17 protein-coding genes and 1 tRNA gene are annotated in these 16,533 nt (G+C 56.9%); 12 read left to right on the plus strand and 6 right to left on the minus strand.

The genetic code is table 11. The features are described 5' to 3' along the window. The first annotated feature begins 5 nt into the window (after window positions 1–5). The 8 genes from TR36_RS07515 (at window position 6) to TR36_RS07550 (ending at window position 4,870) form a co-directional block, all read left to right on the plus strand. Window positions 6–389 carry an HU family DNA-binding protein gene (locus tag TR36_RS07515; RefSeq protein ID WP_052362589.1) on the plus strand — a complete coding sequence of 128 codons (384 nt, stop codon included), beginning with the start codon at window positions 6–8 and terminating at the stop codon, window positions 387–389. A gap of 81 nt (window positions 390–470) precedes the next feature. Next, window positions 471–545 (plus strand) — tRNA-Val (locus TR36_RS07520). A 148-nt stretch (window positions 546–693) separates the two neighbouring features. Further along, on the plus strand, window positions 694–1,302 hold the full coding sequence (locus TR36_RS07525) for a hypothetical protein (protein WP_062762913.1): 609 nt from the start codon (window positions 694–696) through the stop codon (window positions 1,300–1,302). 262 nt (window positions 1,303–1,564) lie between these two features. Then, window positions 1,565–2,197, plus strand: a complete 633-nt coding sequence (locus TR36_RS07530) for an ATP-dependent Clp protease proteolytic subunit (protein WP_045390424.1) — start codon at window positions 1,565–1,567, stop codon at window positions 2,195–2,197. A gap of 106 nt (window positions 2,198–2,303) precedes the next feature. Then, window positions 2,304–3,566, plus strand: a complete 1,263-nt coding sequence (clpX, locus tag TR36_RS07535) for an ATP-dependent Clp protease ATP-binding subunit ClpX (protein WP_045390421.1) — start codon at window positions 2,304–2,306, stop codon at window positions 3,564–3,566. A 67-nt stretch (window positions 3,567–3,633) separates the two neighbouring features. Beyond that, entirely contained in the window at window positions 3,634–4,017 is a 384-nt protein-coding gene (locus tag TR36_RS07540) for an NADH:ubiquinone oxidoreductase subunit NDUFA12 (RefSeq protein ID WP_045390951.1), read from the plus strand. Continuing rightward, window positions 4,014–4,505 carry an outer membrane lipid asymmetry maintenance protein MlaD gene (gene mlaD / locus TR36_RS07545; protein WP_045390948.1) on the plus strand — a complete coding sequence of 164 codons (492 nt, stop codon included), beginning with the start codon at window positions 4,014–4,016 and terminating at the stop codon, window positions 4,503–4,505. The genes TR36_RS07540 and mlaD overlap by 4 nt, the downstream gene beginning before the upstream one ends. Beyond that, window positions 4,502–4,870 carry a DUF2155 domain-containing protein gene (locus TR36_RS07550; protein ID WP_045390419.1) on the plus strand — a complete coding sequence of 123 codons (369 nt, stop codon included), beginning with the start codon at window positions 4,502–4,504 and terminating at the stop codon, window positions 4,868–4,870. Before mlaD ends, TR36_RS07550 begins: the two co-directional genes overlap by 4 nt. Before the next feature lie 88 nt (window positions 4,871–4,958). Here the strand turns inward: TR36_RS07550 and TR36_RS07555 are convergent, their stop codons facing one another. Beyond that, window positions 4,959–6,260 (minus strand): NCS2 family permease, encoded by a 1,302-nt coding sequence (locus tag TR36_RS07555; RefSeq protein ID WP_045390417.1) that lies wholly within the window; start codon window positions 6,258–6,260, stop codon window positions 4,959–4,961. Window positions 6,261–6,729: 469 nt separating this feature from the next. Here TR36_RS07555 and manD point away from each other — a divergent pair, with 469 nt between their 5' ends. Further along, window positions 6,730–7,956 (plus strand): D-mannonate dehydratase ManD, encoded by a 1,227-nt coding sequence (gene manD, locus TR36_RS07560; protein ID WP_045390411.1) that lies wholly within the window; start codon window positions 6,730–6,732, stop codon window positions 7,954–7,956. Window positions 7,957–7,997: 41 nt separating this feature from the next. Here the strand turns inward: manD and TR36_RS07565 are convergent, their stop codons facing one another. From TR36_RS07565 to TR36_RS07585, 5 genes are all read right to left on the minus strand, one after another. Beyond that, window positions 7,998–9,296 carry an MATE family efflux transporter gene (locus tag TR36_RS07565; protein WP_045390408.1) on the minus strand — a complete coding sequence of 433 codons (1,299 nt, stop codon included), beginning with the start codon at window positions 9,294–9,296 and terminating at the stop codon, window positions 7,998–8,000. Between the two features lie 54 nt (window positions 9,297–9,350). Beyond that, a complete protein-coding gene (locus TR36_RS07570; RefSeq protein WP_045390405.1) occupies window positions 9,351–10,634 on the minus strand; it encodes a TRAP transporter large permease in 1,284 nt (427 codons plus the stop codon). Between the two features lie 2 nt (window positions 10,635–10,636). Next, window positions 10,637–11,164, minus strand: a complete 528-nt coding sequence (locus TR36_RS07575; protein ID WP_237763533.1) for a TRAP transporter small permease — start codon at window positions 11,162–11,164, stop codon at window positions 10,637–10,639. Window positions 11,165–11,237: 73 nt separating this feature from the next. Next, complete coding sequence (locus TR36_RS07580; RefSeq protein ID WP_082714885.1) at window positions 11,238–12,230, minus strand: TRAP transporter substrate-binding protein; 993 nt, start codon at window positions 12,228–12,230, stop codon at window positions 11,238–11,240. Between the two features lie 232 nt (window positions 12,231–12,462). Continuing rightward, window positions 12,463–13,155 (minus strand): GntR family transcriptional regulator, encoded by a 693-nt coding sequence (locus tag TR36_RS07585; protein WP_045390399.1) that lies wholly within the window; start codon window positions 13,153–13,155, stop codon window positions 12,463–12,465. A 358-nt stretch (window positions 13,156–13,513) separates the two neighbouring features. Here TR36_RS07585 and TR36_RS07590 point away from each other — a divergent pair, with 358 nt between their 5' ends. The 3 genes from TR36_RS07590 to TR36_RS07600 are packed head-to-tail and all read left to right on the plus strand — an operon-like array spanning window position 13,514 to window position 16,504. After that, the gene (locus TR36_RS07590) at window positions 13,514–14,617 is read left to right on the plus strand and encodes an ABC transporter ATP-binding protein (RefSeq protein WP_045390396.1); all 1,104 of its coding nucleotides are present in this window, start codon (window positions 13,514–13,516) and stop codon (window positions 14,615–14,617) included. Beyond that, entirely contained in the window at window positions 14,614–15,609 is a 996-nt protein-coding gene (locus tag TR36_RS07595; protein ID WP_237763534.1) for a sugar ABC transporter permease, read from the plus strand. Before TR36_RS07590 ends, TR36_RS07595 begins: the two co-directional genes overlap by 4 nt. Window positions 15,610–15,622: 13 nt before the next feature. Then, on the plus strand, window positions 15,623–16,504 hold the full coding sequence (locus tag TR36_RS07600) for a carbohydrate ABC transporter permease (protein ID WP_045390393.1): 882 nt from the start codon (window positions 15,623–15,625) through the stop codon (window positions 16,502–16,504). Window positions 16,505–16,533: the final 29 nt, after the last annotated feature.

Here is a 16,533-nt window from a genome sequence, read left to right on the forward strand (position 1 = left end):
TCTATATGGCAACCCGCACAACTTCGAAAACGACCAAAGCCGCTGCAGCCGAAAAGCCTGCTGCCGCTGTTGAAACTGCTCTGCCCGAAACCTCTGTCGCAGGGGGAGAAGCACCTTTGGTCGTGAAAATGCCGGAGCTGCTGGATGCCGTTGTGGAACAGACCGGCGAAAAACGCTCGACCGTGAAGCCCATTCTCGAGGCATTCCTGAAATTGATGGGCGAAAAGCTGGGTGATGGCCAGGACATGATGCTGCCTCCGTTGGGCAAGATCCGTGTTGTGAAACAGAAGGACGACAACGGTCCCATCACGCTGAAGCTGCGGCCACATACCGGTGGCAACAAAGATGCGAATTCCGGCAATGACTCGCTTGCGGATGACGAGGACTGAAGCTAAACCGCCCCCATCACGCGCCATGCGCATGATGGGGGCGGCGTTTTCGGCGCCTACCCATGGTTCGGTAGAACCAAAGGCCCGCTAGCTCAGGGGTAGAGCGTTCCGTTCACATCGGAAATGTCAGCAGTTCAAATCTGTTGCGGGCCACCATTCTTCCAATCGCGCAATCGTGTTTATACCCGCTCCCGGCTGGACGGCCGGATTGGCTTTAGGCTGACCTTTGCTTGCGACTTTGCCGCGCGGGGTTGTTTTGTATCCGTCCGCCCTAGATGAGGGGGACTGGGCAGAAGGGCGTGCGATGAACTGGTTTCTTGAACATAGCGGGCTGGTGCAGGCTGCGGTAAGTACGATCACGGCAGTGGTCTGGATCTTCTACCTGCGGATATTCCTAAGCCAGTACCTGCGCCAGCAGCGTCCGGTGATCCTGATTACCTCCGGTGGGGGAAAAGGGGCCAATACGCACTGCATGGTGACAAACCTCGGGCTGGAACCGATCTATCTGCTCAGCGTCATCATTGAGCTGCGTATCGGTAACAGTTCCCATCGTGCGATCGTTTCCGAACGGAATGAAATGATGAAGACCGAAGGCGATGACGATAATCTGCCGACAAACCAGGGGCCGATGGCTGGCGGCTCCATGCGGGATGTCGGGCGGTTCTCGACACTGATCCGTCGCGCTGCGGATGAGAATGACGAAATCGATCCCGAAGCGGAATTCGAGACCGTGGAGGTGACGGTTGTCGCAACGACCTCCTCGGCAGGTGGTATTGCCGGCGCCTCGCGTCTGTTCAAATGTGGCACGGGGGGCTGCACATTGGTTCCGCTGGAACTGTTTACCCGCCAGCATTACAGCCGTCGGGGCAAGCGCCGCCTGCGGACCTATCTGGAAGCAGGCCTGCCAAAATAGGGAATGGCTTTTACCGGGGTGCTGCGAGCATGCAGTTCTACCTACGTCGTTTTTCATATTTTTCGCCGTAGAGGGGTGCCGGTCTATTCACGGGATGTTCTCATCACGAAAATCGGCGGGAATAGGGCGAAACTTCCCGTTCCACGGAAATTGAGCAGGATAGAGGTGGGTTCGGACCCTTGCGGCTTCCTGACCGCATGACTAAGACTCACATAGCGCTTTGGAGGGGACCTCTGAAGGTGGAATACGAGGGGCAGGGCCGATGAAAGATCCGATTGATACCTACATGAACACGCTCGTCCCGATGGTGGTCGAGCAGACCAGCCGTGGTGAGCGGGCGTATGATATCTTCTCGCGCATGCTGAAAGAGCGGATCATCTTTCTGTCCGGACCGGTTCATGACGGCATGTCGAGCCTGATCTGTGCGCAGCTTCTTTTCCTTGAAGCTGAAAACCCGTCCAAGGAAATCTCGATGTACATCAACAGCCCGGGCGGCGTTGTAACATCGGGACTGTCGATCTACGACACGATGCAGTATATCAAGCCGAAGGTTTCGACCCTGGTTATCGGTCAGGCGGCATCCATGGGATCGCTTCTGCTGACAGCCGGTGAAAAGGGAATGCGCTTCTCGCTGCCCAACAGCCGCGTGATGGTTCACCAACCCTCCGGCGGCTATCAGGGGCAGGCGACGGACATCATGATCCATGCCCGCGAAACCGAAAAGCTGAAGCGCCGTCTGAACGAGATCTACGTGCGCCACACCGGCAATGACTACGAAACGGTTGAGGCAGCCCTGGAGCGTGACAATTTCATGTCCGCCGAGGATGCCAAGGAATGGGGCTTGATCGACCAGATCGTCGAGAGCCGCGGCAAGGCGGATGCGCCAGCCACCTGACGGCAGCCCCGCTGCCGGATTTGCGATTGTGAAGGCCGGGAAGCTGGCCTAAACTTTACTTTTAATGGACCGATTTCACGATCGGAGACTTCCCCAGAGGATAAGCATGGCGACTACGACCAGCGGCGACAGCAAGAACACTCTTTATTGCTCGTTCTGCGGAAAGAGCCAGCATGAGGTGCGCAAACTAATCGCAGGCCCAACCGTGTTTATCTGTGATGAATGCGTTGAACTGTGCATGGACATCATCCGCGAGGAAACGAAATCCAGCGGACTGAAGACAACCGGCGGCGTTCCGACACCTGCAGAAATCTGCAAGGTACTGGACGATTACGTTATCGGTCAGGTCCATGCGAAGCGCGTTCTGTCTGTTGCGGTTCATAACCACTACAAGCGTCTGAACCATTCGACGAAGACCGATATCGAACTGGCCAAATCGAACATCCTGCTGATCGGCCCTACCGGCTGCGGCAAGACGCTGCTGGCGCAGACGCTGGCGCGCATTCTGGACGTGCCGTTCACGATGGCTGATGCGACCACGCTGACCGAGGCGGGTTATGTCGGGGAAGATGTCGAAAACATCATCCTGAAGCTGTTGCAGGCCAGCGAATATAACGTGGAGCGTGCGCAGCGCGGCATCGTCTATATCGACGAGGTCGACAAGATCACGCGGAAGTCCGACAACCCGTCGATCACCCGTGATGTATCGGGTGAGGGTGTCCAGCAGGCTTTGCTGAAGATCATGGAAGGAACGGTCGCAAGTGTTCCACCGCAGGGTGGACGCAAACATCCGCAGCAGGAATTCCTGCAGGTGGATACGACCAATATCCTCTTCGTCTGCGGCGGCGCCTTTGCCGGGTTGGACCGGATCATTGCACAGCGCGGCAAGGGGTCGGGGATCGGTTTCGGTGCCGACGTGAAGGATCCGGATGCGGGCAACATTGGTGAGCTGTTCTCGCAGCTTGAGCCGGAAGATCTGCTGAAGTTTGGCCTTATTCCGGAGTTTGTCGGGCGTTTGCCGGTGATTGCGACACTGACTGATCTGGATGAAGCGGCATTGATCACCATCCTGACCGAGCCGAAGAATGCTCTGGTCAAGCAGTACCAGCGCCTGTTCGATATCGAAGGGGTTACCCTGACATTCACGCCGGATGCTTTGACTGCCATTGCCAAGCGCGCGATCAAGCGCAAGACAGGTGCTCGCGGGCTTCGGTCGATCATGGAAGATATCCTGCTGGATACCATGTTCGATCTGCCTGGCCTGTCGGGCGTGGATGAGGTTGTGGTGAATGATGACTCGGTCAACAAGGGTGCCAAGCCGTTGATCGTTCATACGGAAGCGAAACAGGAATCCGCTTCGGCCAGTTAATGCCAGTCAGATGCCTCGGGTCTGTACCCGGGGCGTTTGTTTTGCGATAGACACCCAAGCGCTGGAGATGGGTATGATACGGACGCTTACGCGATTGTTGACGTGGTGGAATGGGCAGACACTGAACACTCAGTTCTGGACATGGCGGCATGGCCAGAAGGCTGGTGAGGACGCGCAGGGTAACACTTTCTACCAGAGCAAGGACGGGAAGCGTCGTTGGGTCATCTTCAATGGTGAGTCCGAGGCAAGCCGCGTATCGCCTGACTGGCATGGCTGGTTGCACCACACATGGAACGAGACGCCGTCCGAGCGCCCGCTGGTTCATAAGGCTTGGGAAAAACCGCATCAGGAAAATATGACCGGAACCTCGGCGGCCTATGCGCCGGCAGGTTCCTTGCGGCGCCCACAACCCGCTGTTCGGCAAGATTACGAGGCATGGCGACCCGAATGACCCAGAACACAACCGAAGTTGTCGTTGGCGGAGCTGTCCTTGCAGCAGCGGCGGCATTTCTGATCTATGCTGGCCAAGTGGCCGGTTTTGGCGGAACCGGCGATAGCTACACCCTTCAGGGCAGTTTTCGGACTGCCGATGGCGTGGGTGTCGGCACCGATGTGCGTCTTGCAGGGGTAAAGATCGGAACGGTCACGGCATTGTCGCTGAACCCGACCACATTCTTTGCCGATGCGACGATCAGTGTTCCGAACAACATTCAGGTTCCGACCGATTCATCCTTGCTCATTTCGTCGGAAGGTCTGCTTGGCGGCAACTTCGTCGAGATCCAGCCGGGCGGTGCAATCGACAATCTCCAACCCGGCGAAGAGATCGAGGATACGCAAGGTTCGGTTAGCCTGATCTCCTTGCTGATGGCCTTTGTCGGCGGCAAAGGTGGCGATGACGCCAGCTCGGGTTCGTCAGATATCGATCCTGCTGCGCCATGAAAATCCTGTATGGGCTTTGCGCCGCAGCGTTCCTGATCGGATCTCCGGCGGTGGCACAGAATATACCGCAGGCAGCATCGGCGCAGGGTGGTACGCTGCGCTGGTTGGATAAGGTCACAGGGGCAACGGACGATGTTTCCCTCTCACGCGGCCAATCTGTCACCTTCGGCTTTCTTACGATCCAGATGGACGACTGCCGGTATCCTGCAGAAGATCCGTCATCTGACGCCTATGCGCATCTGACCATTCAGGACACCCGGACGTCTACGCCGGTGTTTTCAGGTTGGATGATCGCATCCAGTCCCGCCCTCAATGCGCTGGAGCATCCACGTTATGATGTGTGGGTGCTGCAATGCGGGCCTTGATCCTACCCTGATTTTCTAAAAACAATGGCTCGGAATTTCCGAGCCATTATTCATTTTACACCATTGCGCCCGGTTGCCCGGGCGAATGTCATTCTACAAAGAACGCAAAGCGGATGACGAACAGTGCTGCAACCACCCAGGTTGCTGCATGAACCTCCTTGGCACGGCCCGTCATCAACTTGATCAGCGCATAGCTGATGAAGCCCACCGCAAGACCGTTCGCGATCGAATAGGTAAAGGGCATGACGAGGGCGGTCAGCACGGCAGGGGCGCTTTCGGTCACATCATCCCAAACGATGTTCTCGAATTCCCGCGCCATCAGGCAGGCAACAAACAGCAGGGCGGGGGCTGTGGCATAGGCCGGAACAGAGCCTGCCAAGGGGGCGAAGAACATCGCCAGCAGGAACAGGATCGCGACGACCAGCGCGGTCAATCCCGTACGGCCCCCAGCCTGAACACCTGATGCGCTTTCAACATAGGCGGTTGTCGAGCTTGTTCCTAGAAGGGCGCCGCCGACAATAGCCGTCGAGTCTGCCATCAACGCACGACCAAGGCCTTTGTTCGTCTCGGTGCTTGTGTCAGGGAGCAGACCTGCACGTTTTGCTACGCCGATCAGTGTACCCGTTGCATCAAAAACCTCGACCAGAACCATCACGAGGATGACATGGAAGATCCCAACGGTCAGCGCGCCGGCAATGTCCAGCTGCAGCAATGTCGGCATCAACGACGGGGGCATCGACATCACGCCGCCAAAATCGCTTGCGCCGACAAGGATCGAGATGACCGTGATCAACAGGATACCGATCAGAATGGCGCCCCGCACTTTCAATGCATCAAGCGCCACGATGATGAAGAAACCCAGAATTGCCAGCAGCGTTCCTGCCGTTGTCAGATCGCCCATCGCGATAAGGGTGGCTGGATTTGCCACAACGACGCCAGCACTTTGCAGTGCGATCAGGCCCAGAAACATTCCGATACCAGCCGCAATTGCGCTGCGCATCGATGCGGGAATACCTGAAATCAGCCAGCGCCGAATTCCGGTCGCGCTCAGGATCAGGAAGATCACGCCCGAAATGAATACGGCCCCAAGTGCCTGCTGCCATGTGAAGCCCATTGCACCCACGACCGTGAAGGCGAAGAAAGCGTTGAGCCCCATTCCGGGGGCCATGCCGATCGGCCAATTCGCCCAAAGCGCCATGATTGCCGAACCCAAGGCTGCGGCAAGACAGGTCGCGACAAATACGGCATCCCGATCCATGCCCGTGGTCGACAGAATATCGGGGTTCACGAAAATAATATACGCCATCGTCAGGAACGTCGTAACGCCGGCAATAACCTCGCGTCTGACGGTGGTGCCGTGTTTGCTCAGGTCGAATTGTTTCTCTAACATCAGAGGTCTCACCGAAAATTGCCAATCGCCGTTTATGTTGCGGAGCGCTTATACGGGTCAATACATTTGTCCGGTTTTTGCATTTTCCGACGCAGGTTGCGTGTCGTTCATGCACATGTGTTATGACTGATCGAAGCCTTTGCATTTTATAGGGCGTTGATGGAACGCCGGGATATTTTATGGCTGTTCCAAGGAGACGAGCATCGTTCCGTTGCCCTTATGGAACAGGGGCAATCCGGCCATAAGCGTCTTCATGCGCAGCGGACGTATTGCCCCGATAAATAATTGTATGATCAATCGGTTGATATATAAGATTTTGCAGGAGAGGGTGGCTGTGCCTTTGTGGCATGGCTGGCGATGTTGCTTGTGCCACCTAGGGGAAAGCCTGATCATTCTGGCCGTATAGATACTCTGTTGTTTGAACGGACGGACTGACTGATCGGCGGGCTGTTTTAATGGGAGTTGTTTTATGAAAATTACCGATGCCAAAGTCTTTGTGGGTGGGCCTGCAAAGAATTACGTCACGCTGAAAATCATGACGGATCAGGGTGTCTATGGGCTTGGTGATGCCACACTGAACAATCGCGAAACCCTGCCGGCGGCATATCTGCAGGATTATCTGATTCCCAACCTGATCGGAATGGACCCGCGCAATAGCGAGGATATCTGGCAGTTCTTTTACCGCGGTGCCTATTTCCGCCGCGGCCCCATCGCGATGGCGGCATATGGTGCTATCGATATGGCCTTGTGGGATATCAAGGGCAAATTGGCAAACATGCCGGTGTATCAGCTCTTCGGTGGCAAGAGCCGTGAGGGCGCGATGGTCTATGCCCATGCGACGGGTGCCGATCTGGAAGACCTGATGGATTCCATCGCGCATTACGTAGAGCAGGGCTACAAGGCGGTGCGGGTTCAATGCGGTATTCCCGGAATGCCAACCGCCGGTTATGCGGTGCCGGAGAAAAAGGGTGATGCCAAGCATTACATCACCGATTACACAGGTATTCGCCCGAAAACCGAGATATGGGATACCGATCTCTATATGCGCTATATGCCCGATGCGCTGATGAAAATCCGGGAACGGTTCGGCCCGGAGCTGCATCTGCTGCACGACGTCCATCACCGCCTGCTGCCGCGTGAGGCTGCCGAATTTGCCAAGGCGGTAGAACCTGCGCGCCTGTATTGGCTTGAAGATCCGACACCCGCCGACGATCAGGACGCGCTGAAGCTTTTGCGTCAGCATTCGACGGTACCGGTCGCCATCGGTGAGGTTTTCAACTCGATCTGGGATTGCAACAAGCTGATTGAAAACGAACTCATTGATTTCATTCGCGTTGCAGCCACCTATGCCGGCGGAATCACCCATGTGAAGCGGATCGTGGATCTGGCAGCACTGCACCATGTTCGGACAGGGTTCCACGGCGCCCCCAGCCATTCGCCCTTGTGCATGGCTGCCCATGCGCATCTGAACGCATGGGCGCCAAATTTCGGGGTGCAGGAATATCTTGTCCTGGGCACGCTTGAATGTGACGCGTTGTTCCCGTCAGCGCACAGGATGGAAAATGGCATGGTCTATGTCAGCGATGCACCGGGTCTGGGCGTCGACTTCGATGAGGCCGAGGCTGCGCGTTATGAATACAAGGCGGGCAGCCACCCGGTTGTACGCCTTCAGGATGGAACCCTGTGGAATTACTGACGATGTGATGGCGTGCAGGGACGGTGTCCCTGCACGTATTTTTATTGGGGAATGGAGCCTTGCTTCCATTTCCCTTTGCGAATGCGCAGATGGAATGAAGGAAACTTCACAAGTTCCTCTCCAAGTGCCAAGGCAAAAACCCATGCGACTGGCAGATCGAGCCATAGCACCATGATTGCGGTGGCCGGTACACGAAACAGCCATTGCGACCATACGAAGATATGCATCACATAGACCGTTTCCCCAGCTGCGCGCAGTGTGTTGCCGCATATGGCGTTCGAGCCTTTGGGGAAGGGCAAGATCAGCAGGATCGGCAGGAATGACCACAGCGCCGCACGGGTCTGGGGTTGCAGATCATCGTAGATGTAGCTGGAGGCAGCACATATGCCGAAATAGAACAGCGCGACGGCCCCGGCTGCAGCAATTGCACCAATCCAGGCCTGCCGCATGAAATCATCCAGCCCCTCGTCACGCACGCCGCGGCCGAGGTGCTGGGCCACCATGATGCCCGTCGCTTGGGCCCAGGACATTCCTACCGTACCGGCCACTTGCACCCACGGGTTTATCAGGGTCATCGCGGCAAAGTCGTTTACGTCCATCCGCGCGTAGATCAGCGTGCAGACGCTGTTCGAGAATGTTGCACTGATGAACGTCGCTGCAACGGGCAGGGAAAACGCCAGATGGCGCCGCAAGGGCTGCCATATGGTCCGGCGGGTCCAGCCAGTGCCCTCCAGCCGGAAATCCGTGCTTCGTTTTATGTAGCGGACCAGATAGCCGGCACGGACGATCGCCGAAACCGCGCTGCCGATGGCCGCACCCGTGACGCCCATTTCGGGCATTCCGGCATAGCCGTAGATAAAGATGACGCTGACGATGATGTTGACCGGTACCGCGACCACATAGCTGTAAAAGGGCTGTCGCGTTTCACCGCATCCGTTCAGATGTGCGGAAACGCTTTGGGCAACAGCCTCGGCCAGAACCACGACCGAGAATGCGATGAGGTAATGGCGCGCTTCGCTGGCAATCCATGGTGTATGGGCAGAGCTGTCGATAACGGGTCCGGCAAATATCCCGACGCATATCAAGCCAAGCACAGCCGCACCGAGGTTGATCCACAAACCGCAGATCAGGGCGGTTTTCAGCGTTTCCGCGCGCCCTGTTCCATAACTCTGCGCGACAAGGATTTGCGTGGCATTGGAAAACGCCAGAAGGATACCTAGCAGCAATCCCCCGATGGCAGCGGCAACGCCCATTGCCGCCAAGGCCTCCTCACCCAGACCTGCAACAAGCCAGGCATCGATGACGACCGTCCCGTAAAGCATCATCGCGCGCAGTGTCATGGGCCATGCCATTTGGAAAATGGCGGGAATAGTTCTACTGCGCGCGATCATTTTTTAATTACTGAGTACTTCCGGAAGCCACAGGGAGACTGCTGGGACATAGGTGACCAACATCAGTGCCGCGAATATTGCCAAGTAGAACGGCCAGATGGTGCGTAGTGCGTCCTCCAGCTTGATCCCGCCCACGGCACAGCCGACGAACAGACAGGTTCCAACCGGTGGGGTGCAAAGACCAAGACCGAGGTTTACCAGCAACATGATGCCGAACTGGATCGGGTCCATACCCAGGCTGACTGCGATCGGCAGGAAGATCGGGGTACAGATCAGGATCAGCGCGGCCATATCCATGATCATGCCCAGAAGCAGCAGGATCACGTTGATCATCAGCAGAATGATGATCGGATTGTCGGATACGGACAGCAGCAGGCTGCTGAGCAGCGCCGGCACCTCGTACAGCGCCAAAAGATAGGCGAACGAGCTGGCGAATGCGATCAGGATCATGACCATCGCCGTGGTGCGCACGGTACCCTTGAGCGAGATGATCAGCGATTTGAGCGTCAGGCTGCGATAGTAGAATGCCGTCAGGAACAGAGCATAAAGGGCTCCGAATGCGCCGGATTCCGTTACCGTGAATACACCGGACAATGTGCCGCCCACGATGATAACCGCGGTGAAGAAGCCGGGCAGGGCATCGATGGCAGTCTTGCCTACTACGCGCCAGCCGGGGAAGGGCTCTGCCGGATAGCGATCGCGGATCGAGATCGCATAGGCGGCAATGGCGAGGCAGACGCACATCAGGACGCCGGGTATCACCCCTGCAAGGAACAGCTTCGACACGGAAATGCCGCCGCCGGCGGCCACAGCAAAGATGATCATGTTGTGGCTGGGCGGAATGACGATCCCTGCAATGGACGAAGTCACCGTGACGTTGACCGCGAAATCCGGGCGGTACCCGCGTTCTTTCATCACCGGCACCAGAAGCGATCCGAGCGCCGAAATATCGGCAACGGCCGATCCCGAAATGCCGCCGAACAGCATGGAGGAGAAGATGTTGACCATGGCCAGACCGCCACGGAAATGCCCGACCAAGGCCGAAGCCAGGCGAACAAGGCGGCTTGCAATGCCGCCGTGAAGCATCAGCTCCCCCGCAAAGATGAAGAAGGGAATTGCAAGCAGCGAAAACACCCCAACGCCTGCCGTGGCGCGCTGGAAGGTGATCAGCATCGGAAAACCTTCGTACATGAAGGTCGCGGCGGCTGCGATGCCCATGGCGAATGCAACGGGCGCGCCGATGACCACGCCGCCGGCAAAGATGCCGAGAAGTATCAGAAGTCCCATACTCAGACGTCCTTAAATTCGGGTTCGGGCGACCAGTCGGCAAACGACAGGCAACGTTGGATGGCGCGCAGGCCGGCAAAGAGCATGACAAGGCCGCCACAGGATGTGATGGCCAGCGTGCGGAATGATTCCGGGATGTTCAGCATCGGCAGGTCGGTCGCCCAGCCGAACCGCATCAATGTGATACCTGCGGTCAGCATGATGGCTCCGAAGCCGCAGAGTACAATATCCACAAGAATGATCATGACCTTGCGCCCGGTTACAGGAACCATGTCGCGGAACAGTGTCACACCGATATGCGTATCCTCACGCACGCCGGCGGCAGCGCCCAGGAACGCGATGTAGCAGATCAGCAGCAGCGCCAGCTGCTCTACCCAAGTGGGGGTCGCGTTCAGGACATAACGTCCGAACACAAGCCAACCGAATGTGAGAACCAAGACAGCAACCGCCACCGAGGCAATCGCGATGCATAAGCCGCTCACAAATTCGAGCGCCCGCTCGACAGCTCGCAGGAACGAAGAATTTGACATGTTGGGGGTTCCATCACCGTGAAGGAAGTTCCGGCCCGCCCATTAAGGCGAACCGGAAGGTAGGGCGCACCGATCAGTCGGCTTCGCGGATCATGGTCACCAGATCCGTCAGGTTCGGGTTCTGTTGCAGAAAGGATTCGTACACCGGTTCCATCGCAGCCTGGAATGCGGCCTTGTCCTCTACCGTGTTCACGATTGTGCCTGCTGCTTCGATTTTCTCGAGGCTCTGCTTTTCACGCTCGTCCCACAGTTGGCGTTGCAGGATCGCACTGTCGCGACCGGCCTGCATCACGATTTCCTGCTGCTCCGGTGTCATCTTGTCCCACGAACGCTTGCTCATGCACAGACACTCGGGGATGATCAGGTGTTCGGTCAGCGAGAAGTATTTCGCAACTTCGTAGTGGTTGGTAGATTCATAGGATGGCGTGTTGTTTTCCGCCCCGTCCACGACACCTGTCCGGATCGACTGGTATACTTCGCCAAACGCCATCGGCGTTGCGTTGCCATCCATCGCCTCGATCATCTTGACGAACAGGTCATTGGACATCACGCGGACTTTCAGCCCTTCGACATCCGCAGGGGTGTTGATCGGATGCACCGAGTTGTAGAAGCTGCGTGCCCCGGCAGCATACCAGCCCAAAGGAACGATACCCTTGGCTTCCATGCCTTCACCGATGGCATCGCCAACTTCACCGTCCATCAGACGATACATCTGCGGCACGTCCTTGAAGATGAAGGGCAGGGACGTCACGCTGGCTTCGGGCACGGATTGGCCCATCGGACCAAGGTTGAATTCACCGAAATCGATGACGCCAAGGCGAACCTGCTCGATCGCATCGGGCTGATCGCCCAGCACGCCGTTGTTGTACACGCGTGCAGTAATCTCGCCGTTCGTCTTTTCCGCGATATCATCCGCGAAGCTCTTCATGGCGATCGAAACGGGGTAGTCGTCTACGTGAATATTCCATCCGCGCAGATTGTTTGCGCTGGCGATATTTGCCGAAAAGGCCAGTCCTGCAACGGTTGCAGCGGCAGCAAGGCAATTCATTGATTTTAGAATGGTCATGGTTCCTCCCTGATCCTCCTGATGTCGCGAAGGTCCTCACCTTCAGTGTCGATCCGGCGCTCCCGAGCCTGACCGAAACATCGCAACACAATCTGGTATACTAGTCATGGATTGGTATGAGAAGAGGAATTTGCAGAGTATCCATAAAATTGTTATAAACCTGTCTGACAAAAGCAAACGACCGCCGGTATCGGCGGTCGGACAGGTCACGGGATCGAGAGGTGGGTCTTGCCTATTCTTCCTCGTCGTCGAAATAGGCAGCGTTCCGTTCGCGAATGGATTCAATGGTATAATCGAGCCGTGACAGATGGAGCTTTCCTGCCTCCACCGCCTTTTCCGGTTCGCCTGCCTTGATGTGCGTGGCGATGGCCGTGTGATCATCGATCAGCAGCGGCATGCGGTCTTCCTTTGAAAGGCCGAGCATGCAGAGGCGGTCAACTTTCGCTTTTTCGGTCTGAATCACATCGAACACATTCGGTACGCCCGCAATTTCACAAAGCAGCTTGTGAAAGGCGTAATCATGCTCGCCGAAATCGCAGTAATCACCATTGGTCAGAAGCGCCTGCTGTTGCTCCAGTGCCTCATCCAGTGCCTGGGCACCCTTCGCATCACACAGGCCGGCGGCGCGCCGCAGCACTTCGGCCTCGATTGACGCGCGCACGAACCGCGAGGTCTCGATCGCCTTGATGGAGAACCGCCGGACCTCCGTAGCCTTTTGCGGGCGGATCTGGAGCAGATCGAGATTGGCAAGCCGCGTAAACGCATCCCGCACCGGTTGTCGGGATATTCCGAACCGCGCAGCAATCTCCGCTTCGGAAATCTTTGCGCCGGGCAGCAGCCGCAGCGAAACGATTTCCTCGTAGAGGTGGTTTGTCACAAGATCCACGCCACTGCGCCGATCCCATGTCTGTGCGGTCTCAACCATGTTCTTCACTCCGATCTGCGGCGTCTATACGTCCGATTGGGTGGCGCGGCCAATAGCACAAACGAAAGTGTCAGACCACGTGTGCTGCTGCGCCTGCAGGCAGGCAAATTCCATAGGCAGGCGTGGCGTAAGGTAACCTTTGCGCGGCGCCGGTTTCATCAGCGCATAAAACACGCCGTAATAAACTGGTTTTGCTGAATATTACGGCGCACCCATGTGTTTGCGCAATCATCACCAAAGCCAATCACAAGACTAGTATCCCAGATTGAGTCTGTGTAATCAATTCTAATTGGAGAAGCGAATCGCATTTCCGTTGGCAGGAGGCCACCGGGGACGCAAAGTTGAGGGAGGGAGAGGTATGTCGGGGGTCAAGCTAGAATCCATCGTCAAGGCCTATGGTGCGGTACAAGTCGTCCATGGAATTGATCTGGAAATTGCCGACAAAGAGTTTGTTGTTCTGGTGGGGCCATCGGGCTGCGGTAAATCCACGACATTGCGGATGATGGCCGGTCTCGAGGAAATCTCGGGCGGCACGCTGACGATCGATGATCGGGTCGTGAACCGGGTTGCGCCCAAGGATCGCGATGTTGCGATGGTGTTCCAGAACTACGCGCTTTATCCGCACCTTAACGTGGCAGACAATATCGCGTTCGGCCTGCGTATCCGCAAGGAGAGCAAGAAGGTCATCGCCGAATCCGTGGATGAGGTTGCGGCCATTCTGGGCCTGACGCCTTATCTTGATCGTCGTCCGGCGGATCTGTCCGGCGGTCAGCGTCAGCGGGTTGCCATGGGGCGTGCGATCGTCCGCCGCCCAAAGGTGTTCCTGTTCGACGAGCCGCTGTCCAACCTTGATGCCAAGTTGCGGACGCAGATGCGTGCCGAGATCAAGCGCCTTCATAACCGCCTGGGTGTCACATCCGTTTACGTGACCCACGACCAGGTAGAGGCGATGACGCTGGCGGACCGCATCGTGGTCATGCACGACGGCCGGATCGAGCAGATCGGCACACCGATGGAGCTGTTCCTGAATCCGAAGAACTCCTTCGTTGCAGGCTTCCTCGGCGCGCCGCCCATGAACCAGATCAAGGCTCTGGTCGGTCGTGGAACCGATGCGCCTGTGGCCGAGATTGCGGGCCAGATCCTGCCGCTTCCCGCTCTTGCGGACCTGCAAAATGCCGAAGGTCGTGAAATCATCGTGGGCATCCGTCCCGAATACGCTGAAATCGCGCCGGCAGGGACACCGGGCCGTATCGAGACGCACCTCGATCTGGTCGAAACACTCGGGTCCGAAGCGCTTCTGCATACGACGCTTGGAGAGCATCCGTTCGTCATCCGTGCCGAGACGTTGGGCAACATGTCCAGCCTCAACGATGTTACGGGATTTACCGTAAAGCCTGAACTGATCCGTATCTTCGACGCCAAGACAGGGGCCGCGCTTGCAGGCCAGACGCGTGTCGCATGATGGGGGTCGACAATAAGACCGGTGGTTCGACCGAGACGCTGGTGGCAGAGGCAAAGGTTGCGGTCCATTACACCCCTCCTTCGCGCATCCAGCGCGTAGGGGACCACTTGAAACGGGAGTGGCAGCTGTACGTGCTGCTGCTGCCGACGATCATCTGGCTTGTCGTTTTCCTGTACAAGCCGATGTACGGCCTTCAGATCGCGTTCAAAGACTACAGCGTTTTCCGCGGCGTTGCCGGTAGCCCCTGGGTGGGTTTGGAGCACTTCTATACCTTGTTCGGTAGTGACCAGTTCGTGCGTGCCCTGCGCAACACGATCTACATCAGCATGCTCAGCCTGATCTTCGGCTTTCCGGTTCCGATCCTTCTGGCGCTGATGTTCAACGAAGTTCTGCATCAGACCTTTAAAAAGACAGCGCAGACAATCGTTTACCTGCCGCACTTCATATCGTCCGTGATCATCGCGGGGATCGTCATTACCGGATTTTCACCTTCGGCAGGGATCGTGAACACCGTTCTGGGCTGGATCGGGATCGATCCGATCTACTTCCTGACAAAGCCGGAATGGTTCCGCCCCATCTTCGTCGGTACCTCGATCTGGCAGGAGGCGGGTTTCCAGTCCATCGTCTATCTTGCCGCCATGGCCGGTATCTCGCCCACGCTTTATGAAAGTGCTGTGGTGGATGGTGCGTCGCGTTGGCAGATGATGTGGAAGATCACCGTTCCATCGATCATGAGCACGATCATCATCATGCTGATCATCCGTATCGGCAACATGCTCGAGGTTTCCTTCGAGATGATCATCCTGCTGTACCAGCCTTCGACCTACGAGACGGCCGATGTGGTCAATACCTTCATCTATCGTCAGGGCTTGCAGGGCGGGCAATATGATCTTGCCGCTGCCGCCGGTCTGTTCAACGCCGTTGTCGCATTCGTCCTGGTGATGACCGCCAACACCCTGTCGCGTCGCTATTCGCGCACGTCGCTTTGGTAAGGAGGCCGGGGCCATGAGCAAAATGAAACTCTATTCGCGCGGCGACAAGATCTTCGTGATCATGAACATGGTGCTGATTGCGCTGTTCACGATCTCGACGCTGTACCCGTTCATCTACATCGCTTCCCTGTCGCTCAGCACAGGGTTCGAGGCGCGTGCCGGCAACGTCATCCTGACACCGGTCGGCTTTACGCTGGAGGCCTACAAGCAGGTCCTGAGCGAGCCGATGTTCTGGAAGTCCTACGCCAACACCTTCATCTACACGATCCTCGGGACATTGATGAGCCTTGTGCTGATCATTCCCGGTGCCTACGCCCTGTCGCGCCCGCAGCTTTACGGGCGCCGGTTCTGGAACCTGATGGTGGCGTTCACCATGTGGTTCAACGCCGGTCTGATCCCGTTCTTCCTGAACATGCGGGATCTGGGGCTTCTGGACAGCTACTTCGGGATCATCATCGGGTTTGCTGTAAACGGCTTCAACATCATCCTTCTGCGTAACTTCTTCGAAGCTATTCCACAGTCATTCGAAGAAGCGGCCCGGATGGACGGCGCCAATGAATTCCAGGTTCTCTGGAAGGTGTACATGCCCCTGAGCAAGCCCGCTATCGCTACGGTGGCATTGTTCTGTGTGGTTGCACGCTGGAACGGGTTCTTCTGGGCCATGGTCCTGTTGCAGGATGAGGACAAGATCCCGCTTCAGGTCTATCTACGTCACGTGATTGTCGAACTTTCCGACGATGAAGAATTTGCCAACACGCTGCTGACCTCTGCCTATTCGTTCGAAACGGTCAGCGCGGCTATCATCGTCTGCTCGATAATCCCGATCCTGATTATCTATCCGTTCCTACAGAAATACTTCACCAAGGGAATCCTTTTGGGGGGGGTGAAGGAGTAAGTGGAACGTTCTGCACAAAAGGGAGGAAA

It is taken from the genome of Falsirhodobacter sp. alg1, from assembly GCF_000739715.2.
Lineage (GTDB): Bacteria > Pseudomonadota > Alphaproteobacteria > Rhodobacterales > Rhodobacteraceae > Falsirhodobacter.